Origin of the sequence: Leptothrix cholodnii SP-6 (assembly GCF_000019785.1) — a bacterium.
GTDB classification, from domain to species: domain Bacteria; phylum Pseudomonadota; class Gammaproteobacteria; order Burkholderiales; family Burkholderiaceae_C; genus Sphaerotilus; species Sphaerotilus cholodnii.
Genome location: NC_010524.1, coordinates 1,406,771 through 1,429,564, shown reverse-complemented (window position 1 = coordinate 1,429,564; position 22,794 = coordinate 1,406,771). Strand labels below are relative to the sequence as shown.

The following is a 22,794-nucleotide window of genomic DNA, read 5'->3' as shown; positions in this document are numbered from 1 at the left end:
CGACCCGGGCGATCAGCTGACACAGTCGAACCTGTCGAACTTGACCGAAATCACGAACATGAGCATCCTTGGCGCCATCATCCGCACCCGCATCGGCAACGTCGCCGATGTCGCGCAGCAGTTGCAAGGCTGCGCGGGTGTCGATCTGGCGCTGAACCCCGGCGATGGCCGGCTCGTGATCGTGCTCGAAGACTGCGAAGTCGACGGCCTCGTCAAGACCGCTGCCGAACAGCTGGCGGCGATCGCGTTGTGGCCCGACGTGCTCAACACATCGCTGGTCTACGAATACTCCGGCCCCGATTCGCCCGCGCCCGCAGGGGCAGAAGGCGTCGACTTCAAGGCCTGGCGTCGCAGCCTGGCCGAGATCGCCGGCCAGCCGGCCGGCCCGACCTGATCCGATCCGAACCGATGGCGCGCAGGTCCGCGCGCCGACTTGAACTGGTTCAAGGACAGCAATGACGCTGTGGGTCAGCATGCGTGCTGACCGTCTGAACCCGATCCCAGACTCACACCCACCCAGCCCGCGTGCGCATGTGCCACGCGGCGGAGACGCCATCATGCAATCGAATCGCCGTGACTTTCTGAAGGCCCAGGCCCTGGCCGCGAGCGCTGCTGCCGCAGGCATCCCGATCGTGGTCGAAGCCGCCAACGGCACCGCCGCGCCCAAGACCGCCGCCGACGTGGCCGTGCGCTGGGACAAGGCGCCGTGCCGCTTCTGCGGCACCGGCTGCGCGGTGATGGTGGGCGTGCAGGAAGGCAAGGTCGTGGCGACGCAGGGCGACCCCGAGGCGCCGGTCAACCGCGGCCTCAACTGCATCAAGGGCTACTTCCTGTCCAAGATCATGTACGGCCGCGACCGCCTGCAGACCCCGCTGCTGCGCAAGAAGAACGGCGTCTACGACAAGGAAGGCGACTTCGTGCCGGTGAGCTGGGACGAGGCCTTCGACATCATGGCAGCCAAGTGGAAAGAGACGCTCAAGACCGACGGCCCGACCGGCATCGGCATGTTCGGCTCGGGCCAGTGGACGGTCTGGGAAGGCTACGCCGCCGCCAAGCTGTGGAAGGCGGGCTTCCGCTCCAACAACCTCGACCCGAACGCGCGCCACTGCATGGCCAGCGCGGTGACCGGCTTCATGCGCACCTTCGGCATCGACGAGCCGATGGGCTGCTACGACGACATCGAGCAGTCCGACGCCTTCGTGCTGTGGGGCAGCAACATGGCCGAGATGCACCCGATCCTGTGGAGCCGCATCACCGACCGGCGCCTGAGCAACCCGCACGTCAAGGTGGCGGTGCTGTCGACCTATGAACACCGCAGCTTCGACCTGGCCGACCAGGCCATGATCTTCAAGCCGCAGACCGACCTGGCGATCCTGAACTACATCGCCAACTACATCATCACGAACAAGAAGGTCAACACCGAGTTCGTCAAGAAGAACATCAACTTCAAGAAGGGCGCCACCGATATCGGCTACGGCCTGCGCCCCGGGCACGCGCTCGAGAAGGACGCCACCTCCAACGGCTACCCCGGCGCCGACGGCAAGCCCAAGGGCAACCCGAACGACAGCACGCCGATCTCGTTCGACGAGTACGCCAAGTTCGTCTCCGAATACACCGCCGAGAAGGTCAGCGAGATCTCCGGCGTGACGGTCGAGCAGCTCAAGGCGCTGGCCGAGCTGTACGCCGACCCGAAGGTCAAGGTGGTGTCGTACTGGACGATGGGCTTCAACCAGCACACGCGTGGCACCTGGGCCAACAACATGGTCTACAACATCCACCTGCTGACCGGCAAGATCAGCCAGCCGGGCAACGGCCCGTTCTCGCTGACCGGCCAGCCCAGCGCCTGCGGCACCGCACGCGAGGTCGGCACCTTCGCGCACCGCCTGCCGGCCGACATGGTGGTGACCAACCCCGAGCACCGCCATCACGCCGAGGAGATCTGGGGCCTGCCCGAGGGCACGATCCCCGACAAGATCGGCCTGCACGCGGTGGCACAGAGCCGCGCGCTGAAGGACGGCAAGCTCAAGTGCTACTGGGTCACGACCAACAACAACATGCAGGCCGGGCCGAACATCAACGGCGAGATCCTGCCGGGCTGGCGCAACCCGAAGACCTTCATCGTCGTCAGCGACCCCTACCCGACCGCCTCCGCGATGGCCGCCGACCTGGTGCTGCCGGCAGCGATGTGGGTCGAGAAGGAAGGCGCCTTCGGCAACGCCGAGCGCCGCACCCAGGTGTGGCGCCAGCAGGTCAGCGCGCCGGGCGAGGCCCGCTCCGACCTGTGGCAGATGATGGAGTTCAGCAAGCGCTTCAAGATCGAGGACGTCTGGACGGCCGAGCTGATCGCCAAGAAGCCCGCGGTCAAGGGCAAGACGCTGTTCGACGTGCTGTTCAGGAACGGCAAGGTCGACAAGTACCCGCTGGCCGACCTGACCAAGGTCAACGCCAAGTACATCAAGGACTACACCAACGACGAGTCCAAGGCCTACGGCTTCTACGTGCAGAAGGGCCTGTTCGAGGAGTACGCCGAGTTCGGCCGCGGCCACGGTCATGACCTGGCACCGTTCGACGTCTATCACGAGGTGCGCGGCCTGCGCTGGCCGGTGGTGGACGGCAAGGAGACGCTGTGGCGCTTCCGCGAGGGCTACGACCCGTACGTGAAGAAGGGCGAGGGCGTCAAGTTCTACGGCCACAAGGACGGCCGCGCGAACATCTTCGCCCTGCCCTACCAGCCGGCGGCCGAGTCGCCGGACAAGGAATACGACCTCTGGCTGTGCACCGGCCGCGTGCTCGAGCACTGGCACACCGGCACGATGACGCGGCGCGTGCCCGAACTGCACCGCGCCGTGCCCGAAGCGCAGCTGTTCATGCACCCCGACGACGCCAAGGCACGGGGCCTGCAGCGCGGCATGAAGGTCAAGATCGCATCGCGCCGCGGCGAGATCTTGCTGGCGGTCGAGACCAAGGGCCGCAACAAGGTGCCGCGCGGGCTGGTGTTCGTGCCCTTCTTCGACGAAGGCAAGCTGATCAACAAGCTCACGCTCGACGCCACCTGCCCGATCTCGAAAGAGACCGACTTCAAGAAATGCGCCGTGAAGGTCGTGCGCGCCTGAACCCGCTGAAAGACCGATCGTGAAACTGAGCCGTCGCGAGGTGCTGCAAGGCGCCGCCAGTGCCACCACCGCCGCCTTGATCGCGGGCGGTGCGGCGCTGGCCGGACGGCCTGCGCTGGCGCGCCCGGCGCAGGCGCTGCGCCCGCCCGGCGCGATCGACGAGCCGCAGTTCCTGGGCGCCTGCATCCGCTGCGGCCTGTGCGTGCGCGACTGCCCGCCGGCCAACCTCAAGCTCAGCGCCTGGGGCGACGGCCTGGCGCGCGACGTGGCGATCGGCACGCCCTACTTCGTGGCGCGCGAGATCCCCTGCGAGATGTGCGAGGACATCCCGTGCGTCAAGGCCTGCCCGACCGGCGCGCTCGACCCCGCGCTGACCGAGATCACGAAGGCGAAGATGGGCGTGGCGGTGCTGATCGACCAGGAGAACTGCCTGAACTTCCTGGGCCTGCGCTGCGACGTCTGCTACCGCGTCTGCCCGGTGATCGACCAGGCGATCACGCTCGAGAACATCCACAACCCGCGCAGCGACCGCCACGCGATGCTGCTGCCCACCGTGCACGCCGAGGCCTGCACCGGCTGCGGCAAGTGCGAGAAGAGCTGCGTGCTCGAACAGGCCGCGATCAAGGTGCTGCCGGTGGCGATCGCGCGCGGTGAACTCGGCCACCACTACCGCAAGGGCTGGGAGTCGCAGAACCAGACCGACGTGCCGCACTTCAACACGCCCGAGGTGCGGCGATGAGCGCCGGCGAAGCCGTGCGCATGAAGGGCTGGTGGCTGGCGCACCGTTTCCTCCTGCTGCGCCGCGCCAGCCAGCTGGGCATCTTCACGCTGTTCCTGCTCGGTCCGATGGCGGGCGTGTGGATCGTCAAGGGCAACCTGGCGTCGAGCCTGACGCTCGACGTGCTGCCGCTCACCGACCCCTTCGTGCTGGCGCAGGTGCTGGCTACGCGCCACCTGCCCGAGCTCAGCGCGCTGATCGGCGCGGCGATCGTGATCGCGTTCTATGCGCTGGTCGGCGGGCGGGTGTTCTGCTCGTGGGTCTGCCCGGTCAACATCGTCACCGACAGCGCCGCGTGGCTGCGCCGGCGCCTGAACATCGGCAGCGGCCGCGCGCCGCGCAACAACCTGCGCCACTGGCTGCTGGGCGCCGTGCTGCTGGCCAGCGCGGCGAGCGGCATGGCGGTGTGGGAGACGGTCAACCCGGTCTCGATGACGCAGCGCGCGCTGATCTTCGGCGGCAGCGTGGCCTGGGGCATCACCGCGGCGGTGTTCCTGTTCGACCTGCTGGTGGCGCCGCGCGGCTGGTGCGGCAGCCTCTGCCCGGTCGGCGCCGCCTACGCGCTGATCGGCCACAAGAGCGTGGTGCGCGTGAGCGCGCGCCACAGCAGCCGGTGCAACGACTGCGCCGACTGCTATGCGGTCTGCCCCGAGCCGCAGGTGATCCCGATCGCCCTCAAGGGCAAGGGCGGCGCACTCCCGGTGATCGCCGACCCGGCCTGTACCAACTGTGGCCGCTGCATCGATGTCTGCGGCCCCGATGTCTTTACCTTCACCCACCGACGAGATACCCGGAGAGACTGATGAACACCGTGATGCCACAAATGGCGCGACAACTGGCCAAGCTCGTTCTGGCCGCCGGACTGGTGTGGATGGGTGCCGACCTGGCCAGCGCAGCCGACGCGCCCGCATCGGCCCCCGTCAAGCTGCAGGGCCTGCGCGGCGGCACGCCGCTCAACCAGGACAACCCGCCCGAGGGTGCGCGCCAGGAGCGTGACCACGGCCCGGCCGACCGCGATTTCGTGCAGCAGCCGCCGCTGATCCCGCACACCACGGCGGGCTACCAGATCACCAAGAACTACAACAAGTGCATGGACTGCCACGCCTGGCAGAAGACCAAGGTCAGCGGTGCGACCAAGGTCAGCGTCACGCACTTCCGCACCCGCGAGGGACAGGAACTCGACAACATCAGCCCGCGCCGCTACTTCTGCACCCAGTGCCACGTGCCGCAGACCGACGCCCGGCCGCTGATCGACAACACCTTCCAGCGCGCCCGTGGGCTGCAGTGACCCGGCGACCAGGAGATCACGATGGCTGACAACAACAAGACTTCATCGACTGCGCAGGGCGGACTCGTCGCACGGCTGTGGAAATGGCTCTGGCTGCCGGGCACGCTGATGCTGATCGGCGCCTTCGGCGCGGGCATCGTGTTCTGGGGCGGCTTCAACACCGCGATGGAATACACCAACCGCGAGGAGTTCTGCATCTCGTGCCACGAGATGAAGGAGAACGTGTTCGTCGAATACCGCAACACCATCCACTACCAGAACCGCACCGGCGTGCGCGCCACCTGCCCGGATTGCCACGTGCCCAAGGAATGGGGCCCGAAGATCTACCGCAAGATCCAGGCGAGCAACGAGGTGCTGCACAAGATCCTGGGCAGCATCGACACGCCCGAGAAGTTCAACGCCAAGCGTGCCGTGCTGGCCCAGCATGAATGGGACCGGATGAAGCGCACCGACAGCCGCGAGTGCCGCAACTGCCACAACTTCACCTACATGGACTACGCCGAGCAGAACAGCCGCGCGGCCACCCGTCACCAGGTGGCGTTCACCGCGGGCCAGACCTGCATCGACTGCCACAAGGGCATCGCGCACACGCTGCCCGAGGTCGAGCAGCACATCGGTGCCCCCAAGGAAGCGCCGGCCGACCCGAGCACGCCAGGGGTGATCAACCCCAACGAAGCCGCCGTGGCAGCGGCCTCGGCCGCGTCGGCAGCATCCAGGCCCTGACGGGCCCGTCCTACTGCTTGGCGCCGAACAGTTCCTGCGGACCCGGGCCTTCGGGCTCGTTGTGCGCAATGCCGTAATGGCAGTCGATGCAGGTCTTGCCTTCGGCAAAGCCCTTGGCGTGACGGGCCTTGGCCTTGTCGGTCTGCTTGTCCGGGCTCATGGCCGTGGCGGTGTGGCAATTGCGGCATTCCAGAGAATCGGTCTCCTTCATGCGCTTCCAGACATGGGACGCCATTTCGGCACGCTTGGCCTCGAACTTCTCGGGCGTGTCGATGCTGCCGACGATCTTGCCGTAGACCTCGCCGGACGCCTGGATCTTGCGGGCCACCTTGTGCACCCAGTCCTTGGGCACGTGGCAGTCGGCGCACACGGCACGCACGCCGCTGCGATTCGAATAGTGGATCGTTTCCTTGTACTCGACGTAGACCGTGCTCTGCATCTCGTGGCACGAGATGCAGAACGCCATCGTGTTGGTGGCCTCCATGCCGGTGTTCAAGCCGCCCCAGAAGACGATGCCCGAGGCGAACCCGGTCAACAGGAGCGTGAGCACCGAGAAGGTGGCGCTGGGGCGCCGCAGCGCATTCCAGAGGCGGCGCAATGCGCCCGGGCTGTCGGCCATGCGAGGCTTTCGAAAGAAGTTGTCGACGCGCGCGTCAGCGCGACAGGATCCACTGCACCACGTTGCGGATCTCGGCCTCGTTCTTGGTCTTCAAGGCCACGTGTTCTTCTTCCACGCCGTCGATCTTGATCTTGGGATTGGTGGTCAGGTGGGTGTGGAGCTTGGCTTCGGCATCGGCCTTGCCCTTGTACTTGCCGGCCACTTCCTTGAAGGACGGACCGTCCTTCTTCTTGTCGACCGAGTGGCACTTCAGGCAATCGCTCTTCTTGGCCAGGGCGGCGGCCGCGGCGTCGTCGGCGGCGTGTGCGGCGCCTGACAGCAGCAGGGCACACAGACCGGCCGTGACGAGGCCGGCAAGGTTCGGGGTGTGGATTCGATGATTCACGGTCAACTCCGGCAGGTCGAGGAACTTCGCAGGCGCTGCGCAACAAGCGCGGCACTCGTTTTTCTTCTTGTTCGGGATCGGACCGACTGCTTGCCTTGGCCCCGCATCGACGCCACGGCATGCAAGACAAGCGAGTCGGCCGATGAACGGTTCGGTGCAGATTAGCAGTGCCGCAGGAATCGGGAAACGAAAATTCACAGCACGAATGCGTCGCCGCAACAAGCAGCCGGGCCTGCCCGAGCACCCGTCTTGCGCGTCAAACTGCCGGGATCGCGCTGCCGAGCAAGCCGCCGTAGCGCAGGCCCACCTGCGCGTGCTCGCGCATCAGCGCCTCCACGCGCGCCGATTCGCGCCGCTCCAGCGCGTCGAACACCAGCCGGTGCTGCAGTTGGGCGACGCGCAGCTTGTCGAGCTCGCGGCCGAGCGCGTCGCGGTCGATGACGATCGAGTCGGCCGAAGCGAACGGCAGGTGGTCGTTGCGGGCGATCGCGTCGGCGATCACGCTGCTGCCCAGCGCCCGCACGAGGGTGCCGTGGAAGGCCGCGTTGAGCCGGCTCCAGGCGCCGATGGCGTCGTCGCTCAGGTGGCCGGGACGCAGCACCTGCTCGCCTTCGCGCAGGCAGTCGAGCAGGCGCGCGCGCACCTCGGCGCTCATGCCCTGTTCGGCCAGATGGCGCGCAGCCAGGCCTTCGAGCACGCCGCGCACCTCGACCGCATGCGCCACGTCGACCGCCGAGAACGCGCGCACCAGATAGCCGCGCTTGCCCGCCATCTGCAGCAGCCCCTCCTGCGCCAGCGTGCGAAACGCCAGCCGCACCGGCGTGCGCGACACCCCCAGCGCCTGCGCCACCGCCACCTCGGTGAGCCGCTCGCCGGCGGCGTAGCGGCCCTTGACGATGAACTGCCGCAGCGCCGTCAGCACGCTGATCGAATCGGCGGCATCCGGGCCGGCCGGCGGCTCGATTGGATCCAATACATCCGTTCTCAATTCCGACATGGGGGAATCCCGCTTGATTGTTGAGCCGAGATTGACATCATTGGATCCAATATTGCATCCGGAGACACCCGCAATGTTTGCCCGCAACGCCTGGTACGTGGCCTGCACGCCCGACGAGTTCGCCGACAAGCCGCTCGGCCGCACGATCTGCGGCGAGCCGCTGGTGTTCTACCGCGACGGCAGCGGTGCGGTCGCCGCGCTGGAGGATTTCTGCCCGCACCGCGGCGCGCCGCTGTCGCTCGGCCGCGTCTGCGAAGGCAGGCTGGTGTGCGGCTACCACGGCCTCGAGATGGGCTGCGACGGCAAGACCATCGCGATGCCGGGCCAGCGGGTGCGCGGCTTCCCGGCGATCCGCAGCTTTCCGGTGATCGAGCGCCACGGCTTCGTGTGGGTCTGGCCGGGTGACGCGGCCCGCGCCGACGCCGCGCTGCTGCCCGCCCTGCCCTGGGCCGACCACCCCGAGTGGGCCTACGGCGGCGGGCTCTACAACATCGGCTGCGACTACCGGCTGATGATCGACAACCTGATGGACCTGACGCACGAGACCTACGTGCACGCCACCAGCATCGGCCAGAAGGAGATCGACGAGGTGCCGTGCAGCACCCGCGTCGACGGCGACGAGGTCATCACCAGCCGCTTCATGAACGGCATCGAGGCGCCGCCGTTCTGGAAGATGGCGCTGCGCATGAACGGCCTGCCCGACGACCAGCCGGTCGACCGCTGGCAGATCTGCCACTTCACGCCGCCCAGCCACGTGCTGATCGAGGTCGGCGTGGCGCTGGCCGGCCACGGCGGCCACGCGGCGCCCGCCGAGGTCAAGGCGTCGAGCATCGTGGTCGACTTCATCACGCCCGAGACCGACGGCTCGATCTGGTATTTCTGGGGCATGGCGCGCCACTTCAAGCCGCACGACCCGTCGCTGACGACGCAGATCCGCGACGGCCAGGGCCGCATCTTTGCCGAGGACCGGGAGATGCTGGAGCGCCAGCAGGCCAACCTGACGCGCTGGCCCGATCGCAAGCTGCTGGCCCTCAACATCGACTCGGGCGGCGTGCAGGCGCGGCGCGTGATCGATCGCAAGATCGCCGAAGAACGTGCGCCATCGGGCGCGCCAGAGAGCAGCTGGTGAGCCCCGGCCTGCTCACCGTGCGCGTGGCGCGCAAGGCCGTCGAGGCGCTCGACATCGCCACCTTCGAGCTGGTGGCCGACGACGGCAGCGCGCTGCCGGCGTTTTCGGCCGGCGCGCACGTCGACGTGCACCTGCCGGGCGGCGTGGTGCGCCAGTACTCGCTGTGCAACGACCCCGGCGAGAGCCACCGCTACCTGATCGGCGTGCTGCGTGATGCCGCCTCGCGCGGCGGTTCGGTGGCGCTGCACGACGCGGTGCACGAGGGTGACCGGCTGCAGATCAGCGCACCCAAGAATCATTTTCCGCTCGCCCATGAGGCGCGCCGCAGCCTGCTGCTGGCCGGCGGCATCGGCATCACGCCGCTGCTGTGCATGGCCGAGCGGCTGGCCGTGATCGGCGCCGATTTCGAGCTGCACCACTGCACGCGATCGCGCGAGCGCACCGCCTTCGTCGGCCGCATCGACGCGTCGCGTTTCGCCGACCGCGTGCAGCGGCATTTCGACGATGGCGACGCGGCGCAGCGGCTCGATCTCGACGCCCTGCTCGGCCAGCCCGAGGCCGGTGTGCACGTCTACGTCTGCGGTCCGAAAGGTTTCATGGACGCGGTGCTCGGCCGCGCGCGCGATCGCGGCTGGCCGGCCGCGCAGATCCATTACGAATACTTCGGCGCCGAGCCGGTGGCGGCGCTGACGGGCGATGCGGCCTTCGAGGTGCAGCTCGCCAGCAGCGGCCGCATCGTGATCGTGCCGCCGGGGCAGAGCATCGTGCACGCGCTGGCCGAGGCCGGCGTGGCGGTGATGACCTCGTGCGAACAAGGGGTCTGCGGCACCTGCCTGACGCGCGTGCTCGAAGGCACGCCCGATCACCGTGACCTCTACCTCACACCCGAGGAACAGGCCGCCAACGACCAGTTCCTGCCCTGCTGCTCGCGCTCGAAATCGGCCCGGCTGGTGCTCGACCTGTGAGGCCGGGCGCGGCGCGGGTTGCCGATCGCCGGTCGCTGGTGTTTCCACGCTTGGCTGCCGCACCGCGGCCGGCCACCATCCCGACATTCAAGAACGGAGACGCTCCCATGAAATCACTGCTCCGCACCGGCCTGGCGATCGCCGCCGGCCTGGCCCTCTCGGGCGCCGCCCTGGCACAGGAAGTCACGCTCAAGTTCCACCACATCTGGAACCCGCAGGCGATGGCCTCGGTGAACGTGATCACGCCCTGGTGCGACAAGATCGCCAAGGAATCGGCCAACAAGATGAAGTGCCAGATCTTCCCGGCCATGAGCATGGGCGGCACGCCGCCGCAGCTGGTCGACCAGGTCAAGGACGGCGTGGCCGACGTCATCATCACGCTGCCGGGCTACACGGCCGGGCGTTTCCCGGCGCTCGAGGTGTTCGAGCTGCCGTTCATGACCAACTCGGCCGAAGTGGGCGCACGCGCCGCCTGGGACTACCTGCAGAAGTACGCGCTGAAAGAGTTCCCGGGCACCAGGATCCTGGCGATCTGGGTGCACGACGAGGGCTTCATCCACACCCGCGACAAGCCGGTCAAGACGATGGCCGACTTCAAGGGCCTGAAGATGCGCGCGCCCACGCGCCAGACCAACAAGCTGCTGTCGACGCTGGGCGCCACCCCGGTGGGCATGCCGCTGCCGGCGATCGTCGACTCGGTCAGCAAGGGCACGATCGACGGCTTCCTGCTGCCGTGGGAGGTGATGCCCTCGCTCAAGCTGCACGAGATGGTCAAGTACCACTCCGAGACCGACCCGAGCCGCGCGGCGCTCTACAGCGCGGTGTTCGTGTTCGCGATGAACCAGGCCAAGTACGACGCCCTGAGCCCCGAGCTCAAGGCGGTGATCGACGCCAACAGCGGCGCCGCCTACTCGCAGGCGATCGGCAAGATCTGGGACGGCAGCCAGGCCGCCGGCCGCAAGGCGGCGCAGGAGCGTGGCAACACCTTCACGATGATCCCCGCGGCCGAGCTCGACAACTGGATCAAGGCCTCGGCGCCGCTGTACGAAAGCTTCACGTCCGACATGGACAAGAAGGGCATGCCCGGCAAGCAGATGCTGCAGGACGCGCGCGACCTGCTGGTCAAGTACCGCAAGTGAGACCCGGCCGCGGCCTGAGCCGCGGCCCTGCCTGAGCCCGTCTCGACGCGCCCTCCGGGCGCGTCGTCTCGTGGGCCATCAACACGGACGGAGCCCCCATGCACCGACTTCTCAGGCACATCGCCTGGTTCTTTGCCCTCGCCGGTGGCGCGGTGGCCAGCGGCGTGGCGCTGATGGTCGTGGTCAGCATCGCCGGGCGGGCGCTGTTTGCGCAGCCGATCCAGGGTGATGTGGAGCTGACGCAGTTCGGCATCGCGCTGTGCATCTCGCTGTGCCTGCCGTGGTGCCAGCTGCACGGTGCCAACATCGTGGTCGACTTCTTCACCCAGCGCCTGCCGCAGCGTGGCGTGCGCGCGCTCGACGGCATCGGCGCGCTGCTGCTGGCGCTGATGTGCGCGCTGCTGTCGCTGCGCACGGCCGCCGGCGCCATCGCCGTCAGCGAGGCCGGCGAGACCACCATGATCCTCGGCCTGCCGATGGGCTGGAGCTACCTGATGCTGGCCCCCGGCCTCGGCCTGACCGCGCTGGTGGCGCTGTGGCAGGCCCAGCGCCTGCTGCGCGGGCTGAACGCGCATGTGGACGGGAGCGCGGCATGAACCCAGGTGAGATCGGCCTGCTGATGTTCGCCGGCATGCTGGTGCTGATGGCGCTGCGGGTGCCGATCGCCGCGGCCATGTTCATCCCCGGCGCGCTCGGCTACTGGGTGCTGACCAACGACATGGCGCTGCTCAACATGCTCAAGGGCAGCGCGGTGGCGCGGCTGACGGTGTACGACCTGTCGGTCATCCCGCTGTTCCTTCTGATGGGCCAGTTCGCCACCCAGGGCGGGCTGTCGCGGGCGCTGTTCAAGGCGGCGGCGGCGTTTGTCGGTCACATCCGCGGCGGGCTGGCGATGGCGGCCGTGCTGTCGGCGGCGGCCTTCGGCGCGGTCTGCGGCTCGTCGGTCGCCACCTCGGCCACCATCACGCAGGTGGCCTATCCGGAGATGAAGGCGCACGGCTACCACGGCCGCCTCACCACCGCCGCGCTGGCCAGCGGCGGCACGCTCGGCATCCTGGTGCCACCGTCGGTGCCGCTGGTGGTCTACGCCATCCTGACCGAGCAGAACATCGGCAAGCTGTTCGCCGCCGCGATGCTGCCGGCGCTGCTGGCGGTGATCGGCTACCTGGCGGTGATCGCGCTGGTCTGCCGCTGGCGGCCCGAACTGGCCACGCCCAGCGAGCCGCTGCCGTGGGCCGCGCGCTGGCGTGCGCTGCTGGGCGTGTGGCCGATCGCGCTGATCTTCGTGACCGTGTTCGGCGGCATCTACGGCGGCATCTTCTCGCCGACCGAAGCCGCCGCGGTGGGCGCGGTGGGCACCTTCCTGGCCGCGCTGGTGCGGCGCGAACTCGACCGAGCCGGCATCATCCGCAGCTTCCTGGGCACCGCCGAGACCTCGGCGATGGTGTTCATGATCTTCCTCGGCGCCGACATGATGAACTCGGCGCTGGCGCTCACGCAGATGCCCGCGCGCATCGCCGAATGGGTCGGCCACCTGCCGGTGGCGCCGCTGGTGATCGTGGGCGCCATCCTGGCGCTCTACATCCTGCTGGGCTGCGTGATGGACGAGCTGTCGATGATGCTGCTGACCATCCCGGTGATCTTCCCCGCCGTGATGAGCCTGGAGCTGTTCGGCCTGGCCGCCGAGCCCAAGGCGATCTGGTTCGGCATCCTGGTGCTGATGACGGTGGGCATCGGGCTGACGGCGCCGCCGGTAGGGCTGAACGTCTACGTCGTCAACAGCATCGCCAAGGATGTGCCGATGCACGAGACCTACAAGGGCGTGCTGCCCTTCCTGGCGTCGGACATGCTGCGGCTGCTGCTGTTGCTGTTCTTCCCGGGGCTCACGCTGGGCATGATCGGGCTGTTCTTCAGCTGAGGTGCGGGCCGGCGGTCTATAGTCTTTTGCAGTTTCGGATCGACTGCAGACCACAGGGAGCCCCGCATGATCAACCGTCCCCTTGCCCTCGTGGCGGCCGTCGCCGCCACGGCGGCACTGCTGCCGGGCTGCCAGCCCCAGCCCACCGTGACGCCGCCGGCGGCTTCGGCCCCGACGGCAGCGCGTGCGCCGCAGCCCGCCGGCGTGCCGGTGGTGGCGATGGCACCCGTGGACGTGCAGCGCCTGCTGGAGAAACGCATCACGCCGGCCTTCGTGCCCGGCCAGGTGGTGGTCAAGCTGAAAGCCGGCGTGCGCGCCGCGCCGATGGCCGCGCGCGAGATGGCACGGCTGCAGATCGAGCCGGCCCAGGCGCTGACCTCGGGCGGCGAGCGCATCTACCGCGTCACGCCCACCGCAGCGCGCTCGATGGGCGCAGGCGCCGTCACCGACCGCACGCTCGAACTGGTGCAGCAGATGGCGGCGCGGCCCGAGGTCGCCTACGCGCAGCCCAACTACCTGTTCCAGATCAGCGCGGTGCCCAACGACCCGGGCTACGCCCAGCAGTGGCACTACTTCGACAACGGCAGCGGCGCCGGCCGCTCGCCCGGCGGCATCAACCTGCCGCAGGTCTGGGACAGCAACAAGGGCTCGGCCGCGGTGGTGGTGGCGGTGATCGACACCGGCATCCTGAGCGCGCACCCCGACATCACCGGCTCGCCCAATCGGGTGGCCGGTTTCGACATGATCGGCGATCCCTTCATCGCCAACGACGGCGACGGGCGCGACAGCGACCCGACCGACCCCGGTGACGCCAGCGCCGCCGGCGAATGCGGTGCCGGCAGCACCGCGCAACCCGACAGCTGGCACGGCACCCACGTGGCCGGCACGGTCGGCGTGGGCCACACCGACAACGGCGTCGGCCTGGCCGGCGTCAACTGGAACGTCAAGCTGCAGGCGGTGCGCGTGCTCGGCAAGTGCGGCGGCACGATGGTCGACATCAACGACGGCATCCGCTGGGCCGCCGGCCTGCCGGTGCCGGGCGTGCCGCTCAACCCGACGCCGGCGCGGGTGATCAACCTGAGCCTGGGCGGCGGCACGCCGTGTTCGGCCTCGCCGGCCACGCAGTCGGCCATCAACGACGCGCTGGCACGCGGCGTGACGGTGGTGGTGGCCGCGGGCAACGAGGCCTCGGACGCGGCCGGCTTCGTGCCCGCCAGCTGCAACGGCGTGATCACGGTGGCGGCGAGCGATTTCCGCGGCCGGCTGGTGACGCGTTATTCGAACTACGGTGCGCGCATCGACATCCTGGCGCCCGGCGGCGACACCGCCCGCGACGACAACGGCGACGGCCAGAACGACGGCGTGCTGTCGATGGTGCAAGGCGGCTACGCGCGCTACAACGGCACCTCGATGGCCAGCCCGCACGTGGCCGGCGTGGCCGCGCTGATGCTGGCCAACCAGCCCGCACTGACCCCGGTGCAGGTGCGTGACGCGCTGAAAGCCTCGGCCCTGCCGCGCAGCGCCACCGACTGCCCGCAACCCTGCGGTGCCGGCCTGCTCAACGCCCGCGCGGCCCTCGGACCGGGCGCGCCGCCCCCGCCGCCCCCACCGACGGAGGTGGTGCTGGCGCCCCTCGCCATGAACGTCGCCATCGGCCAGAACGCGGCGCTGCTGGTCACGGTCACGGCCGGCAGCGCGCCGCTGGCGGGCAAGAACGTGACCTTGAGCTCGAACAACCCCGCCGTGGTCAGCGTGATGCCGGCCGAAGGCACGACCGATGCCAACGGCCGCCTGACCGCCACCGTCAGCGCGCTGGCACAGGGCAACGCCACCATCACCGCCAGCACCGATGGCAACCAGGCCAGCACGGCCATCACCGTGCCGGCGCGCAGCGCGGCCTTGCCGCAGCCCCTGGTGCTGGCGCTTGGCCTGCTGGCCGGGGCCGTGCTGGCATGGCGACGCCGAACCGCTGGCTGAGCGGCCGGCACGCCGCCGCCCTGCTGGGGCTGTATCTGCTGCTACACCTGCTGCTCGAACAGCCGGCCGAGGCGCTGCACCTCGTCGCGCTCAATGCCGCCACCGCCGACGTCGCGCTGGCCTGGCTCGACGGCATCGGCGTGCATCTGGTGCGCGAAGGCTCGCTGGTGATGCACGCCGGGGGTTTCGTCACCGAGGTGCACCAGAGCTGCACCGCACTGCTGCCCGCGGCGCTGCTGCTGGCGGCGATCGCCCTGCACCCGGCCCGATCCGCGCCCAGGCTGGCCGGCATGCTGCTCGGGCTGGTGCTGGTGACACTGCTCAACCAGTGCCGGCTGGTCGGCGTGATCTGGGTCGGCGTGCAGGCGCCGGCGCTGTTCCCGCTGGTGCATGACGGCCTCGCGCCGGCGGCGCTGGTCGCGCTGACGCTGGGCTACGGCCTGGCCTGGGCGCGCTGGGCGCGTCGCACCGACAACCTGCCGGGCGGCTGCAGCGTTGAAGGCTGACCATGAACACCCCCACCCATCGGCCCGGCCGGGCCCGCCACCGGCTGGCAGACGGATCACGATCGTTCGTGCGGGCGCTGGCCACGGCGCAGGCGCTGTGGCTGCCGGCGGCCCTGGCACTGCCGTCGGCCCTGCTGCCCGCCTCACCCGCGGCCGCGCAGACGGCCGCAGCCACCGTGGCGGGTGACCTGATCGTCAAGTTCCGCGACGGCAGCGACCCCGGCGCCGCACTGGCCGCCGTGCTGAACGGCCAGCGCCCGCTGGCATCGGCGGCGCCGCTGGCCACGCGCCTGTCGCGCGAACTGGGCGTGCCGCTGACGCTGGTGCAGGTGACGTCCGGCCGCGAGGCGCTGCTGGCGATCGATCGCGAGGCGCTGCAGCGATCGCTGGCGCAACGTGCGGCGCGTGAGCCCGGCGTGACCCGCGCGACACCGGTGCCGCCGCCACCGGGCCTGCCGCCCGAGCAGGCCTCGGTGCGCATCGAGCTGGCCGCACAAGCCTCGCCCCGGGCCATCGCCGCCCGCATGGCCACGGGCGAGCTGCTGCGGCCGCGCCTGCACGCCGATGCCGGCGGCGCCACGCTGTTGAGCTACGACATGGCCGGCCTGACGCAAGCGCTGCGCGATCGCATCGGCCAGCGCGCCGACGTCGACTACGTGCAGCCGAACCGGCTGCTGCGCCCGGCCGGCCCCGGCGGCCTGCGCTGAACGGCCGGGCGGGCGGGCACGCCGCCGATCAGCCCCAGCGCGTGTTGCCGCGAACCACCAGCCGCGGTTCAGGGCCGCCGGGATGGCTGCCGGTGTCGCCGCCGGCCGCCTTGCCGTTGCCGAAGCGCTCCTCGGGCATCGTCAGCGCATCCTCCATCAACGAGCCCCACGGGCCGGCAGCGTCGGCCGCGCGCGCCAGTTCGGCCTCGCGCAGGGCCACCAGCTCGTCGAACGGCGTGGCCACCTCAGCGGCCACGCGGCCCGGCGCACGCTGGTCGGCATGGCCGAAATGATGGGCGATGCGGTGGCACACGGCCTTGAAGATCTGCGACACCCGCGACGGCGACACCCGCAGCGCGCCGGCCAGCTCGACCGGCGACATGCCGATGCCGAGGTAGGCGTCGATGACCTGGCGCTCGCGATCGGGCAAGGTGGCGAAGAACTTCTCGAGCCGGCGCATCACGATGGCGGTGTCGACCCGCGCCTCGACCTCGTCGCGCGGCGTGGCCGCATGGGCCGGTTCGCGGTTCTCGTGGTCCGGGTCGTCGTCCAGGCTCTGCGCCTGCGCCATCAGCGCGGCCTGGTCGAGCATCGAGATCTCGTCGACGGCGATGCCGCACACGCCGGCGAGCTCGGCCAGGCCGGGGTCGCTGCCGTGGCGGGCGCGCCAGCGTTCGCGGGCGATCTGGATCACCTTGAACTTGCGCCGCTGGGCCCGCCCGAGGTGATCCATCTGGCGCAGCTCGTCGAGCATGGCGCCCTTGACGCGCATGCGGGCGTAGCGCACGAAGGCCTCCTTGGCCTCCTCGCTGTCGGGGTCGCCTTCCCACTTGAAGCCCAGCGCGGACTGCGCCACCGCGATCAGCCCGACCTGGATCAGATCGGCCTTCTCGACGTTGGACGGCAGCCGTCGCACCAGGGCGCTGGCCTGCTTTCTGACCCAGGATTCGTTTCGGGCGATCAGGGCCGAGGTGGCGCCGTGCATCGAGAGCATGCGGCCATCATACGGAGAAGCGTCAGCCGAACCAGCGAAACAGCAGCGGGATCAGCAGCGCCGCCAGCAGCACCTGCAGGCCCAGCGCGATGCCGGCATAGGCACCGGCGTCGGCATGCACCTGCAGCGCCCGCGCCGCGCCGATGCCGTGCGAGGTGGTGCCGAGCGCAAAACCGCGCACCGCCCACGCGTCGACGCGCAGCAGCCCGAACACCGTGCGACCCAGCAGCGCGCCCACCAGCCCGGTGATCACCGCGAACACCGCCGCCAGCGCCGGCACGCCGCCGACCCGCTCGGCGATGCCCATCGCCACCGGCGCGGTGACCGATTTGGCGGACAGCGAGCGCAGCACCTCGACCGGCAGGTCGAAGGCCCAGGCCAGCGCCACCGCGCTGCCACCCGCGGCCACACCGCCGACCAGCGCGGCCATCGTCAGCGCGACACCGCGCCGGCGCACCTCGACGCGGCGCTGCCACAGCGGCCAGGCCAGCGCCACCACCGCCGGGCCGAGCAGCACGTGCACGAACTGCGCGCCGGCAAAGTAGGTCGGGTACGGCGTGCCGGTGGCCAGCAGCACGCCGCCGATGCAGATCACCGACCACAGCACCGGGTTGGCCCAGGGCGGGCGGCCCAGGCGCTCGTGCAGCGCGCTGGCCACGACGTAGGCGACCAGCGTGGCGGTCAGGCCGAACAGCGGCGTCGACGACAGGTAGACCCACAGCTGCACGAAATCAGTCATCGCCCGCTCCCGGCTGCGCATCGCCACGCAGCAGGCGGTCGAGCACCAGCGCCGTCACCGCCAGGCCGATGACCGTCGAGCCCACGATCGCCGCGACCAGCTGCAGGCCGTACTGCGACACCAGCTGCAGGTGCGTGATGACACCCACGCCCACCGGGATGAACAGCAGCGACAGGTTGGCCAGCAGCAGGTTGGCCGCGGCCGACACCGGCTCGCGCACCGGCGCCCAGTTCAGTGCCGGCAGCAGCAGCACCAGCCCGACCACCGGGCCCGGGAACGGCAGAGAAAAGACATGCGTCAGCCCCTCGCCGGCGGCCTGGAACAACAGCAGCAGGGCGAGCCCGCGAAGCACGATCACGGCGTGTCCTTTGTGTCGATGGCCCGCACCGCGGGCTGGCCGCGGATTCTGGCGCATCGACCCGCATCAGGCCGTCAGCCACTGCCGCACTTCGGCCTGGGTCGGGATGCGGCCGCTGCTGACCAGCTTGTCGTCGATGACCAGGCCCGGCGTGGACAGCAGGTCGTAGGCCATGATGGCCTTCATGTCCGTCACCTTGACGAACTCGGCGGCGACGCCGGCCGCGCTGGCCGCCTCGCGCGCCACGGCTTCGAGCTTGCGGCAGTTGGCACAGCCGGAACCGAGGATCTTCACTGTCAGCATGAGGGTTCTCCGATCTCGAGGAGTCACAGGTGGGGAATCAGGCCGTCGACCCAGGCGCCGTAGAGCAGCCCGGCGCAGATGCTGAAGACCGCCACCAGGCCGACGTAGGCGACGGTCTGGCGCCGGCCGATCACGGCGGCGACCATCAGCATGCTCTGCAGGCTCAGTTCGGGGTCGGCCATCAGGTAGGCGAGCAGCGGGCCGCGGTGCATGCCCAGGTCCAGGAACATGCGCGCCACCGGCACCTCGACCAGGGTCGGGAAGTACATGAACACGCCGAACCCCACCGCCACCGCATTGGCCAGCAGGTCGTTGCGGCCGGCCAGCGTGCGGATCCACGCGGGCTCGATCAGCTGGCGGATCACGCCGACCAGGAACACGCCGATCACCAGCAGCAGGAAGATCTGCTTGACGAAGCGCCACGACTCCCACAGCCAGGCCTGCCGGTTGTCGGCATCGAGCTGGCGGGCGAAGTACAGCACCGCCGCCAGCGCCAGCGCGACCGCGAACACGCGCCCGGTCAGCACGACAGCCAGCCCGCCGGCGCCCGGCACCAGCCGCAGCGCGGCCGCCAGCAGCGTGGTGCCGGCCAGCGCCAGCGCCAGCCAGGTCCAGCGGTTGGGCCCTTCGACGATGTTCTCCAGTCCCTTCCAGGCCGTGATGCCGATGCCCACCAGCAGCACGATCAGCAGCGAGCCCTGCACGCTCACGCCCTCCTCGCCGCGGGCGGCGTCGAACGGCACCCAGCGCATCAGCGTGGCCTGCCAGGGCTCGGCCCACGACAGCGGCAGGTGCAAGGTGGCGAGCGTGGCGTTGAGCGGCGCCACCTTCAAGGTGCCGGCGATCAGCACCGCCACCAGCGCCAGCAGCACGCCGCCCGCGGCCGGGCCGATGCGGGCCTGGTCGGCGAACAGCGCGTCGGTCCGGGCGTCGTGGCTGGCATCGTCGCGCCGGAACAGCAGCGCCATCAGCAGGCCGATGCCGATGCCGAAGAGCAGGCACAGCAGGAAGCGGGCGAACGCGAACTCGGCCCCCAGGATGCTGCCGGTGTAGGCCAGCGCCAGGATGTTGCCGGCCGGCGCGAAGAACAGGAAGGTGATCGCCGGCCCCAGCCCGGCGCCCTTCTTGTGGATGCCCGCGAACAGCGGCACGATCGTGCACGAGCACACCGCCAGCAGCGAGCCCGCCGCAGCCGCGGCCGGGTACGACACGTGGCGGCGCGTGTTGCGGCCGAGCCAGCGCGTGATGCTGGCCTTGGGGATCAGCGCCGCCATCGCCCCGGCGATGAAAAACGCCGGCAGCAGACACAGCAGCACGTGCGCCGCCAAGTAGGCCGCCAGGTTGCCGAGGCCGCCGTTGACGAGTTGCAGGGCGTAGGACATGCGATCGAAGCGATACGCTTTCCATCAAGGTGTCGATGCCCAGTCTGGGCGCGACCGCCCGTTCACGCCTTGACCTTGCGCATCCCCGCAGCTGTGCGCCCCCGCTGATCCGATCGAAGTTGCATCGATCTGCACCTGACCGATCCGATCGGCTTGCGTCATCATCGGCGGCCGGTTTCACCACCCTCTCCTGTTCTCTGCCTTCTCATTCCATGATCCGACTGCCAACGGCCCTGCGCTGGCTGACCGCGCTGGCCGCGTCCAGCGTTGCACAGGCCGCCGAACCGCCCGCCTATCCGTTGACCGTGCCCGACACGCTGGCCCAGCGTGCGCTGGCCTGCACCGGCTGCCACGGCCCGCAAGGCCGCGCCACACCGGACGGCTATGTGCCGCGCATCGCCGGCAAGCCGGCCGGCTATCTGCACCAGCAGCTGCTGAACTTCCGCGACGGCCGGCGCCGGCACGAGGGCATGGCCCGGCTGCTGGCGCCGCTGAGCGACGACTACCTGGGGGCGCTGGCGGGGCACTTCGCGTCGCTGGACCTGCCGCATGTCGCCACCCCGCCCGCACCGCGGGGCAGCGCGGCGTCGATGGCACGGGGCCGCCAGTTGATGGATCAGGGCGACGCCACACGCGATCTGCCCGCCTGCACGCGCTGTCACGGCCGCGAATTGACGGGCGTCGCACCGGCCATTCCCGGGCTGCTCGGCCTGCCGCGCGACTACGTGATCGCGCAGTTCGGCGCCTGGCGCAACGGCACGCGCCAGGCCCGCTCACCCGACTGCATGGCGACGCTGGCCCAGCGTCTGCCGCAGCAGGACATCGTCGCCGTGGCCGACTGGCTGGCGGCCCAGCCGCTGCCGGCCGACACGCGCCCCGCGCAAGCCTTGCCGCAGGCGCTGCCGATGCGCTGCGGCAGCGTGTCGCCATGAGCGCGGCCGACCGCTCCAACCCGCGCCGGCGCTGGCGCACCCTTCTGGCGTCGATCCTGCTGATCGCCGCGGCCCTCACGGTGGCCGCCGTGCGTCACCTGAACGACGACGGCGAGGCGATCGGCGCGCCACCCGCGTCGACCGAAGATCCCGCTGGCCAGCTCGCGCGCGGCGCCTACCTGGCCCGCGTGGGCAACTGCGCCGGCTGCCACACCGCGCGCGGCAGCGCGCCCTACGCGGGCGGGCACGGCATCGCCACGCCGTTCGGCACCGTCTACGCCGGCAACCTGACGCCCGATGCCGACACCGGCCTGGGCCGCTGGAGCGCCGACGATTTCTGGCGCGCCCTGCACAACGGCCGATCGCGCGACGGCCGGCGGTTGAATCCGGCCTTTCCGTACACCGAGTTCACCCTCGTGCGCCGCGACGACGCCGACGCGCTGTTCGCCTTCCTGCGCAGCCTGCCGCCCGTGGTGCAGCCCAACCGGGCGCACACGCTGCGTTTCCCGTTCGACACCCAGGCCGCGCTGGCGGTGTGGCGGGCGCTCTATTTCAAGCCCGCCCGCTTCAGCCCCGACACCACCCGTTCGGACGAATGGAACCGCGGCGCCTACCTGGTGCGCGGCCTCGGCCACTGCGCCGCGTGCCACGCGCCGCGCAACCGCCTGGGCGCCAGCCGGGACGCCCTCGACCTGGCCGGCGGCGCGATGCCGATGCAGTCCTGGTACGCCCCCGCACTCGGGCCGGCCGCACAAGGCGAGTCGGGCCCGCAGCAGGTGATCGACCTGCTCAAGACCGGCCGGTCCGCCCAGGGCACGGCCAGCGGCCCGATGGCCGAGGTGGTGTTCAACAGCACCCAGCACTGGACCCTGCCCGACCTGCAGGCGACGGCCGTCTATCTGCGCAGCCTGCCGCGCCAACCGCTGCCACCGGTGCACGCCGAGCCCGCGCCGGCCGGCCAGATGGCGCGCGGCGAAAAGCTCTACATCGAGCACTGCGCGCAATGCCACGGCAGCCGCGGCGAAGGCGCGCCGGGCGCCTACCCGCCGCTGGCCGGCAATCCCGCGGTCGACCTGGCCACGCCCGTCAACCTGATCCTGAGCGTGCTGCACGGCGGCTTCGCGCCGGCCACGGCCGCCAACCCGCAGCCTTACGGGATGCCGCCGCAGGCGCTGTCTGATGCCGAGGTGGCGGCGGTGCTGACCTTCATCCGGCGATCGTGGGGGCATGCGGCCGAGGCCGTGACGGAGCTGGATGTGCTGCGCCAGCGGTAGGTGTCCGGAGCCGTCAGCCTGCTGCGGGCGCTGAAAAGACAGGATCCGGGCCGTGCGCCATTAACATTCAGGGTCGCCCCGCCGCGCGACCCTCCGCGCGCTTCACATTGAAACCCGTGACCCTGATCTGGACCCGACTGCTGGGCTTGTTGCTGTGTGCCCTGCTGACCCTGCAGGGTGCGGCCGTGACCCTGCATCTGTTGAGCCAGATGGCGCACCACGAACAGCAGGGGCACCGGCATGGCGAGGCGGGCGCGCATCACGCCACAGCACCGCATCACGCAGCCGACCGGCCATCGCGAGTGGCCCACCAACGCCACGCATCTGTCGACTGCGACAGCATCGGGCACTGCGTGACCGCCGCACAACCCTCGCTGCCCGGCCACAGCCACATGGCCATCAGGCTGTCGCTGCGCCAAGCCAGCCCCGACACCGACACCCCCCGGCTGAACAGCCTGGCCATCACGCCGCCAGAGCCGCGCCCCCGACGCAGCGCCTGAGCCGCCCGGCCCCGCGCCGGCGGCCCCGATCGACATTCGAGTGACACATGGCCGACATCAGGCCGTGC

The 22,794-nt window shown here is 70.2% G+C and carries 25 protein-coding genes; 17 read left to right on the top strand and 8 right to left on the bottom strand.

The features are described from left to right. The first annotated feature begins 58 nt into the window (after window positions 1–58). The 6 genes from LCHO_RS23645 (at window position 59) to LCHO_RS06690 (ending at window position 5,902) form a co-directional block, all read left to right on the top strand. Window positions 59–394 carry a chaperone NapD gene (locus tag LCHO_RS23645; RefSeq protein ID WP_012346374.1) on the top strand — a complete coding sequence of 112 codons (336 nt, stop codon included), beginning with the start codon at window positions 59–61 and terminating at the stop codon, window positions 392–394. Window positions 395–557: 163 nt separating this feature from the next. Further along, entirely contained in the window at window positions 558–3,113 is a 2,556-nt protein-coding gene (gene napA / locus LCHO_RS06710) for a nitrate reductase catalytic subunit NapA (protein ID WP_012346373.1), read from the top strand. Window positions 3,114–3,132: 19 nt separating this feature from the next. Beyond that, complete coding sequence (gene napG / locus LCHO_RS06705; RefSeq protein ID WP_012346372.1) at window positions 3,133–3,852, top strand: ferredoxin-type protein NapG; 720 nt, start codon at window positions 3,133–3,135, stop codon at window positions 3,850–3,852. Next, window positions 3,849–4,694: a quinol dehydrogenase ferredoxin subunit NapH gene (gene napH / locus LCHO_RS06700; RefSeq protein ID WP_012346371.1), complete on the top strand. Its 846-nt coding sequence runs from the start codon at window positions 3,849–3,851 to the stop codon at window positions 4,692–4,694. The genes napG and napH overlap by 4 nt, the downstream gene beginning before the upstream one ends. Further along, the gene (locus LCHO_RS06695) at window positions 4,694–5,179 is read left to right on the top strand and encodes a nitrate reductase cytochrome c-type subunit (RefSeq protein ID WP_012346370.1); all 486 of its coding nucleotides are present in this window, start codon (window positions 4,694–4,696) and stop codon (window positions 5,177–5,179) included. Before napH ends, LCHO_RS06695 begins: the two co-directional genes overlap by 1 nt. Window positions 5,180–5,200: 21 nt before the next feature. Beyond that, window positions 5,201–5,902: a NapC/NirT family cytochrome c gene (locus tag LCHO_RS06690; RefSeq protein ID WP_012346369.1), complete on the top strand. Its 702-nt coding sequence runs from the start codon at window positions 5,201–5,203 to the stop codon at window positions 5,900–5,902. Window positions 5,903–5,912: 10 nt separating this feature from the next. Here the strand turns inward: LCHO_RS06690 and LCHO_RS06685 are convergent, their stop codons facing one another. The 3 genes from LCHO_RS06685 to LCHO_RS06675 form a co-directional block, all read right to left on the bottom strand. After that, window positions 5,913–6,521 (bottom strand): NapC/NirT family cytochrome c, encoded by a 609-nt coding sequence (locus LCHO_RS06685; RefSeq protein ID WP_012346368.1) that lies wholly within the window; start codon window positions 6,519–6,521, stop codon window positions 5,913–5,915. Window positions 6,522–6,555: 34 nt separating this feature from the next. Further along, window positions 6,556–6,906, bottom strand: a complete 351-nt coding sequence (locus tag LCHO_RS06680; RefSeq protein WP_012346367.1) for a c-type cytochrome — start codon at window positions 6,904–6,906, stop codon at window positions 6,556–6,558. 256 nt (window positions 6,907–7,162) lie between these two features. Continuing rightward, a complete protein-coding gene (locus LCHO_RS06675) occupies window positions 7,163–7,879 on the bottom strand; it encodes a GntR family transcriptional regulator (protein WP_223210512.1) in 717 nt (238 codons plus the stop codon). 97 nt (window positions 7,880–7,976) lie between these two features. On the opposite strand from LCHO_RS06675, the gene LCHO_RS06670 reads away from it, so the two are divergent. The 8 genes from LCHO_RS06670 to LCHO_RS06635 all read left to right on the top strand — a co-directional run bounded on the left by LCHO_RS06670 (window position 7,977) and on the right by LCHO_RS06635 (window position 16,244). Then, window positions 7,977–9,032, top strand: a complete 1,056-nt coding sequence (locus LCHO_RS06670; RefSeq protein WP_012346365.1) for an aromatic ring-hydroxylating oxygenase subunit alpha — start codon at window positions 7,977–7,979, stop codon at window positions 9,030–9,032. Continuing rightward, a complete protein-coding gene (locus LCHO_RS06665) occupies window positions 9,029–9,997 on the top strand; it encodes a PDR/VanB family oxidoreductase (protein WP_012346364.1) in 969 nt (322 codons plus the stop codon). The genes LCHO_RS06670 and LCHO_RS06665 overlap by 4 nt, the downstream gene beginning before the upstream one ends. A gap of 107 nt (window positions 9,998–10,104) precedes the next feature. Continuing rightward, on the top strand, window positions 10,105–11,136 hold the full coding sequence (locus LCHO_RS06660; protein ID WP_012346363.1) for a TRAP transporter substrate-binding protein: 1,032 nt from the start codon (window positions 10,105–10,107) through the stop codon (window positions 11,134–11,136). Window positions 11,137–11,234: 98 nt separating this feature from the next. Beyond that, window positions 11,235–11,732 carry a TRAP transporter small permease gene (locus LCHO_RS06655; RefSeq protein WP_012346362.1) on the top strand — a complete coding sequence of 166 codons (498 nt, stop codon included), beginning with the start codon at window positions 11,235–11,237 and terminating at the stop codon, window positions 11,730–11,732. Beyond that, on the top strand, window positions 11,729–13,054 hold the full coding sequence (locus LCHO_RS06650; RefSeq protein WP_012346361.1) for a TRAP transporter large permease: 1,326 nt from the start codon (window positions 11,729–11,731) through the stop codon (window positions 13,052–13,054). The genes LCHO_RS06655 and LCHO_RS06650 overlap by 4 nt, the downstream gene beginning before the upstream one ends. 66 nt (window positions 13,055–13,120) lie before the next feature. Then, window positions 13,121–15,031, top strand: a complete 1,911-nt coding sequence (locus LCHO_RS22000) for a S8 family serine peptidase (protein WP_012346360.1) — start codon at window positions 13,121–13,123, stop codon at window positions 15,029–15,031. Then, a complete protein-coding gene (locus LCHO_RS06640) occupies window positions 15,007–15,537 on the top strand; it encodes a hypothetical protein (RefSeq protein ID WP_012346359.1) in 531 nt (176 codons plus the stop codon). Before LCHO_RS22000 ends, LCHO_RS06640 begins: the two co-directional genes overlap by 25 nt. A gap of 2 nt (window positions 15,538–15,539) precedes the next feature. Beyond that, entirely contained in the window at window positions 15,540–16,244 is a 705-nt protein-coding gene (locus LCHO_RS06635; RefSeq protein WP_012346358.1) for a hypothetical protein, read from the top strand. A gap of 28 nt (window positions 16,245–16,272) precedes the next feature. Here LCHO_RS06635 and LCHO_RS06630 read toward each other — a convergent pair whose 3' ends face one another. From LCHO_RS06630 to LCHO_RS06610, 5 genes are all read right to left on the bottom strand, one after another. After that, window positions 16,273–17,238: a sigma-70 family RNA polymerase sigma factor gene (locus tag LCHO_RS06630; protein WP_012346357.1), complete on the bottom strand. Its 966-nt coding sequence runs from the start codon at window positions 17,236–17,238 to the stop codon at window positions 16,273–16,275. A gap of 22 nt (window positions 17,239–17,260) precedes the next feature. Next, window positions 17,261–17,977, bottom strand: coding sequence for an LrgB family protein (locus tag LCHO_RS06625; protein ID WP_012346356.1), 717 nt, complete (start codon window positions 17,975–17,977; stop codon window positions 17,261–17,263). Then, window positions 17,970–18,335 (bottom strand): CidA/LrgA family protein, encoded by a 366-nt coding sequence (locus LCHO_RS06620; protein ID WP_012346355.1) that lies wholly within the window; start codon window positions 18,333–18,335, stop codon window positions 17,970–17,972. Before LCHO_RS06620 ends, LCHO_RS06625 begins: the two co-directional genes overlap by 8 nt. A gap of 66 nt (window positions 18,336–18,401) precedes the next feature. Next, window positions 18,402–18,638, bottom strand: coding sequence for a thioredoxin family protein (locus LCHO_RS06615; RefSeq protein WP_012346354.1), 237 nt, complete (start codon window positions 18,636–18,638; stop codon window positions 18,402–18,404). A gap of 23 nt (window positions 18,639–18,661) precedes the next feature. Continuing rightward, the gene (locus tag LCHO_RS06610) at window positions 18,662–20,020 is read right to left on the bottom strand and encodes a permease (protein ID WP_012346353.1); all 1,359 of its coding nucleotides are present in this window, start codon (window positions 20,018–20,020) and stop codon (window positions 18,662–18,664) included. Between the two features lie 212 nt (window positions 20,021–20,232). Between LCHO_RS06610 and LCHO_RS06605 the strand changes: the two genes are divergently transcribed. From LCHO_RS06605 to LCHO_RS06595, 3 genes are all read left to right on the top strand, one after another. Next, window positions 20,233–20,952 carry a c-type cytochrome gene (locus tag LCHO_RS06605; RefSeq protein ID WP_012346352.1) on the top strand — a complete coding sequence of 240 codons (720 nt, stop codon included), beginning with the start codon at window positions 20,233–20,235 and terminating at the stop codon, window positions 20,950–20,952. Continuing rightward, window positions 20,949–22,226 (top strand): c-type cytochrome, encoded by a 1,278-nt coding sequence (locus LCHO_RS06600; protein WP_012346351.1) that lies wholly within the window; start codon window positions 20,949–20,951, stop codon window positions 22,224–22,226. The genes LCHO_RS06605 and LCHO_RS06600 overlap by 4 nt, the downstream gene beginning before the upstream one ends. Before the next feature lie 116 nt (window positions 22,227–22,342). Beyond that, window positions 22,343–22,726 (top strand): hypothetical protein, encoded by a 384-nt coding sequence (locus tag LCHO_RS06595; RefSeq protein ID WP_043703968.1) that lies wholly within the window; start codon window positions 22,343–22,345, stop codon window positions 22,724–22,726. Window positions 22,727–22,794: the final 68 nt, after the last annotated feature.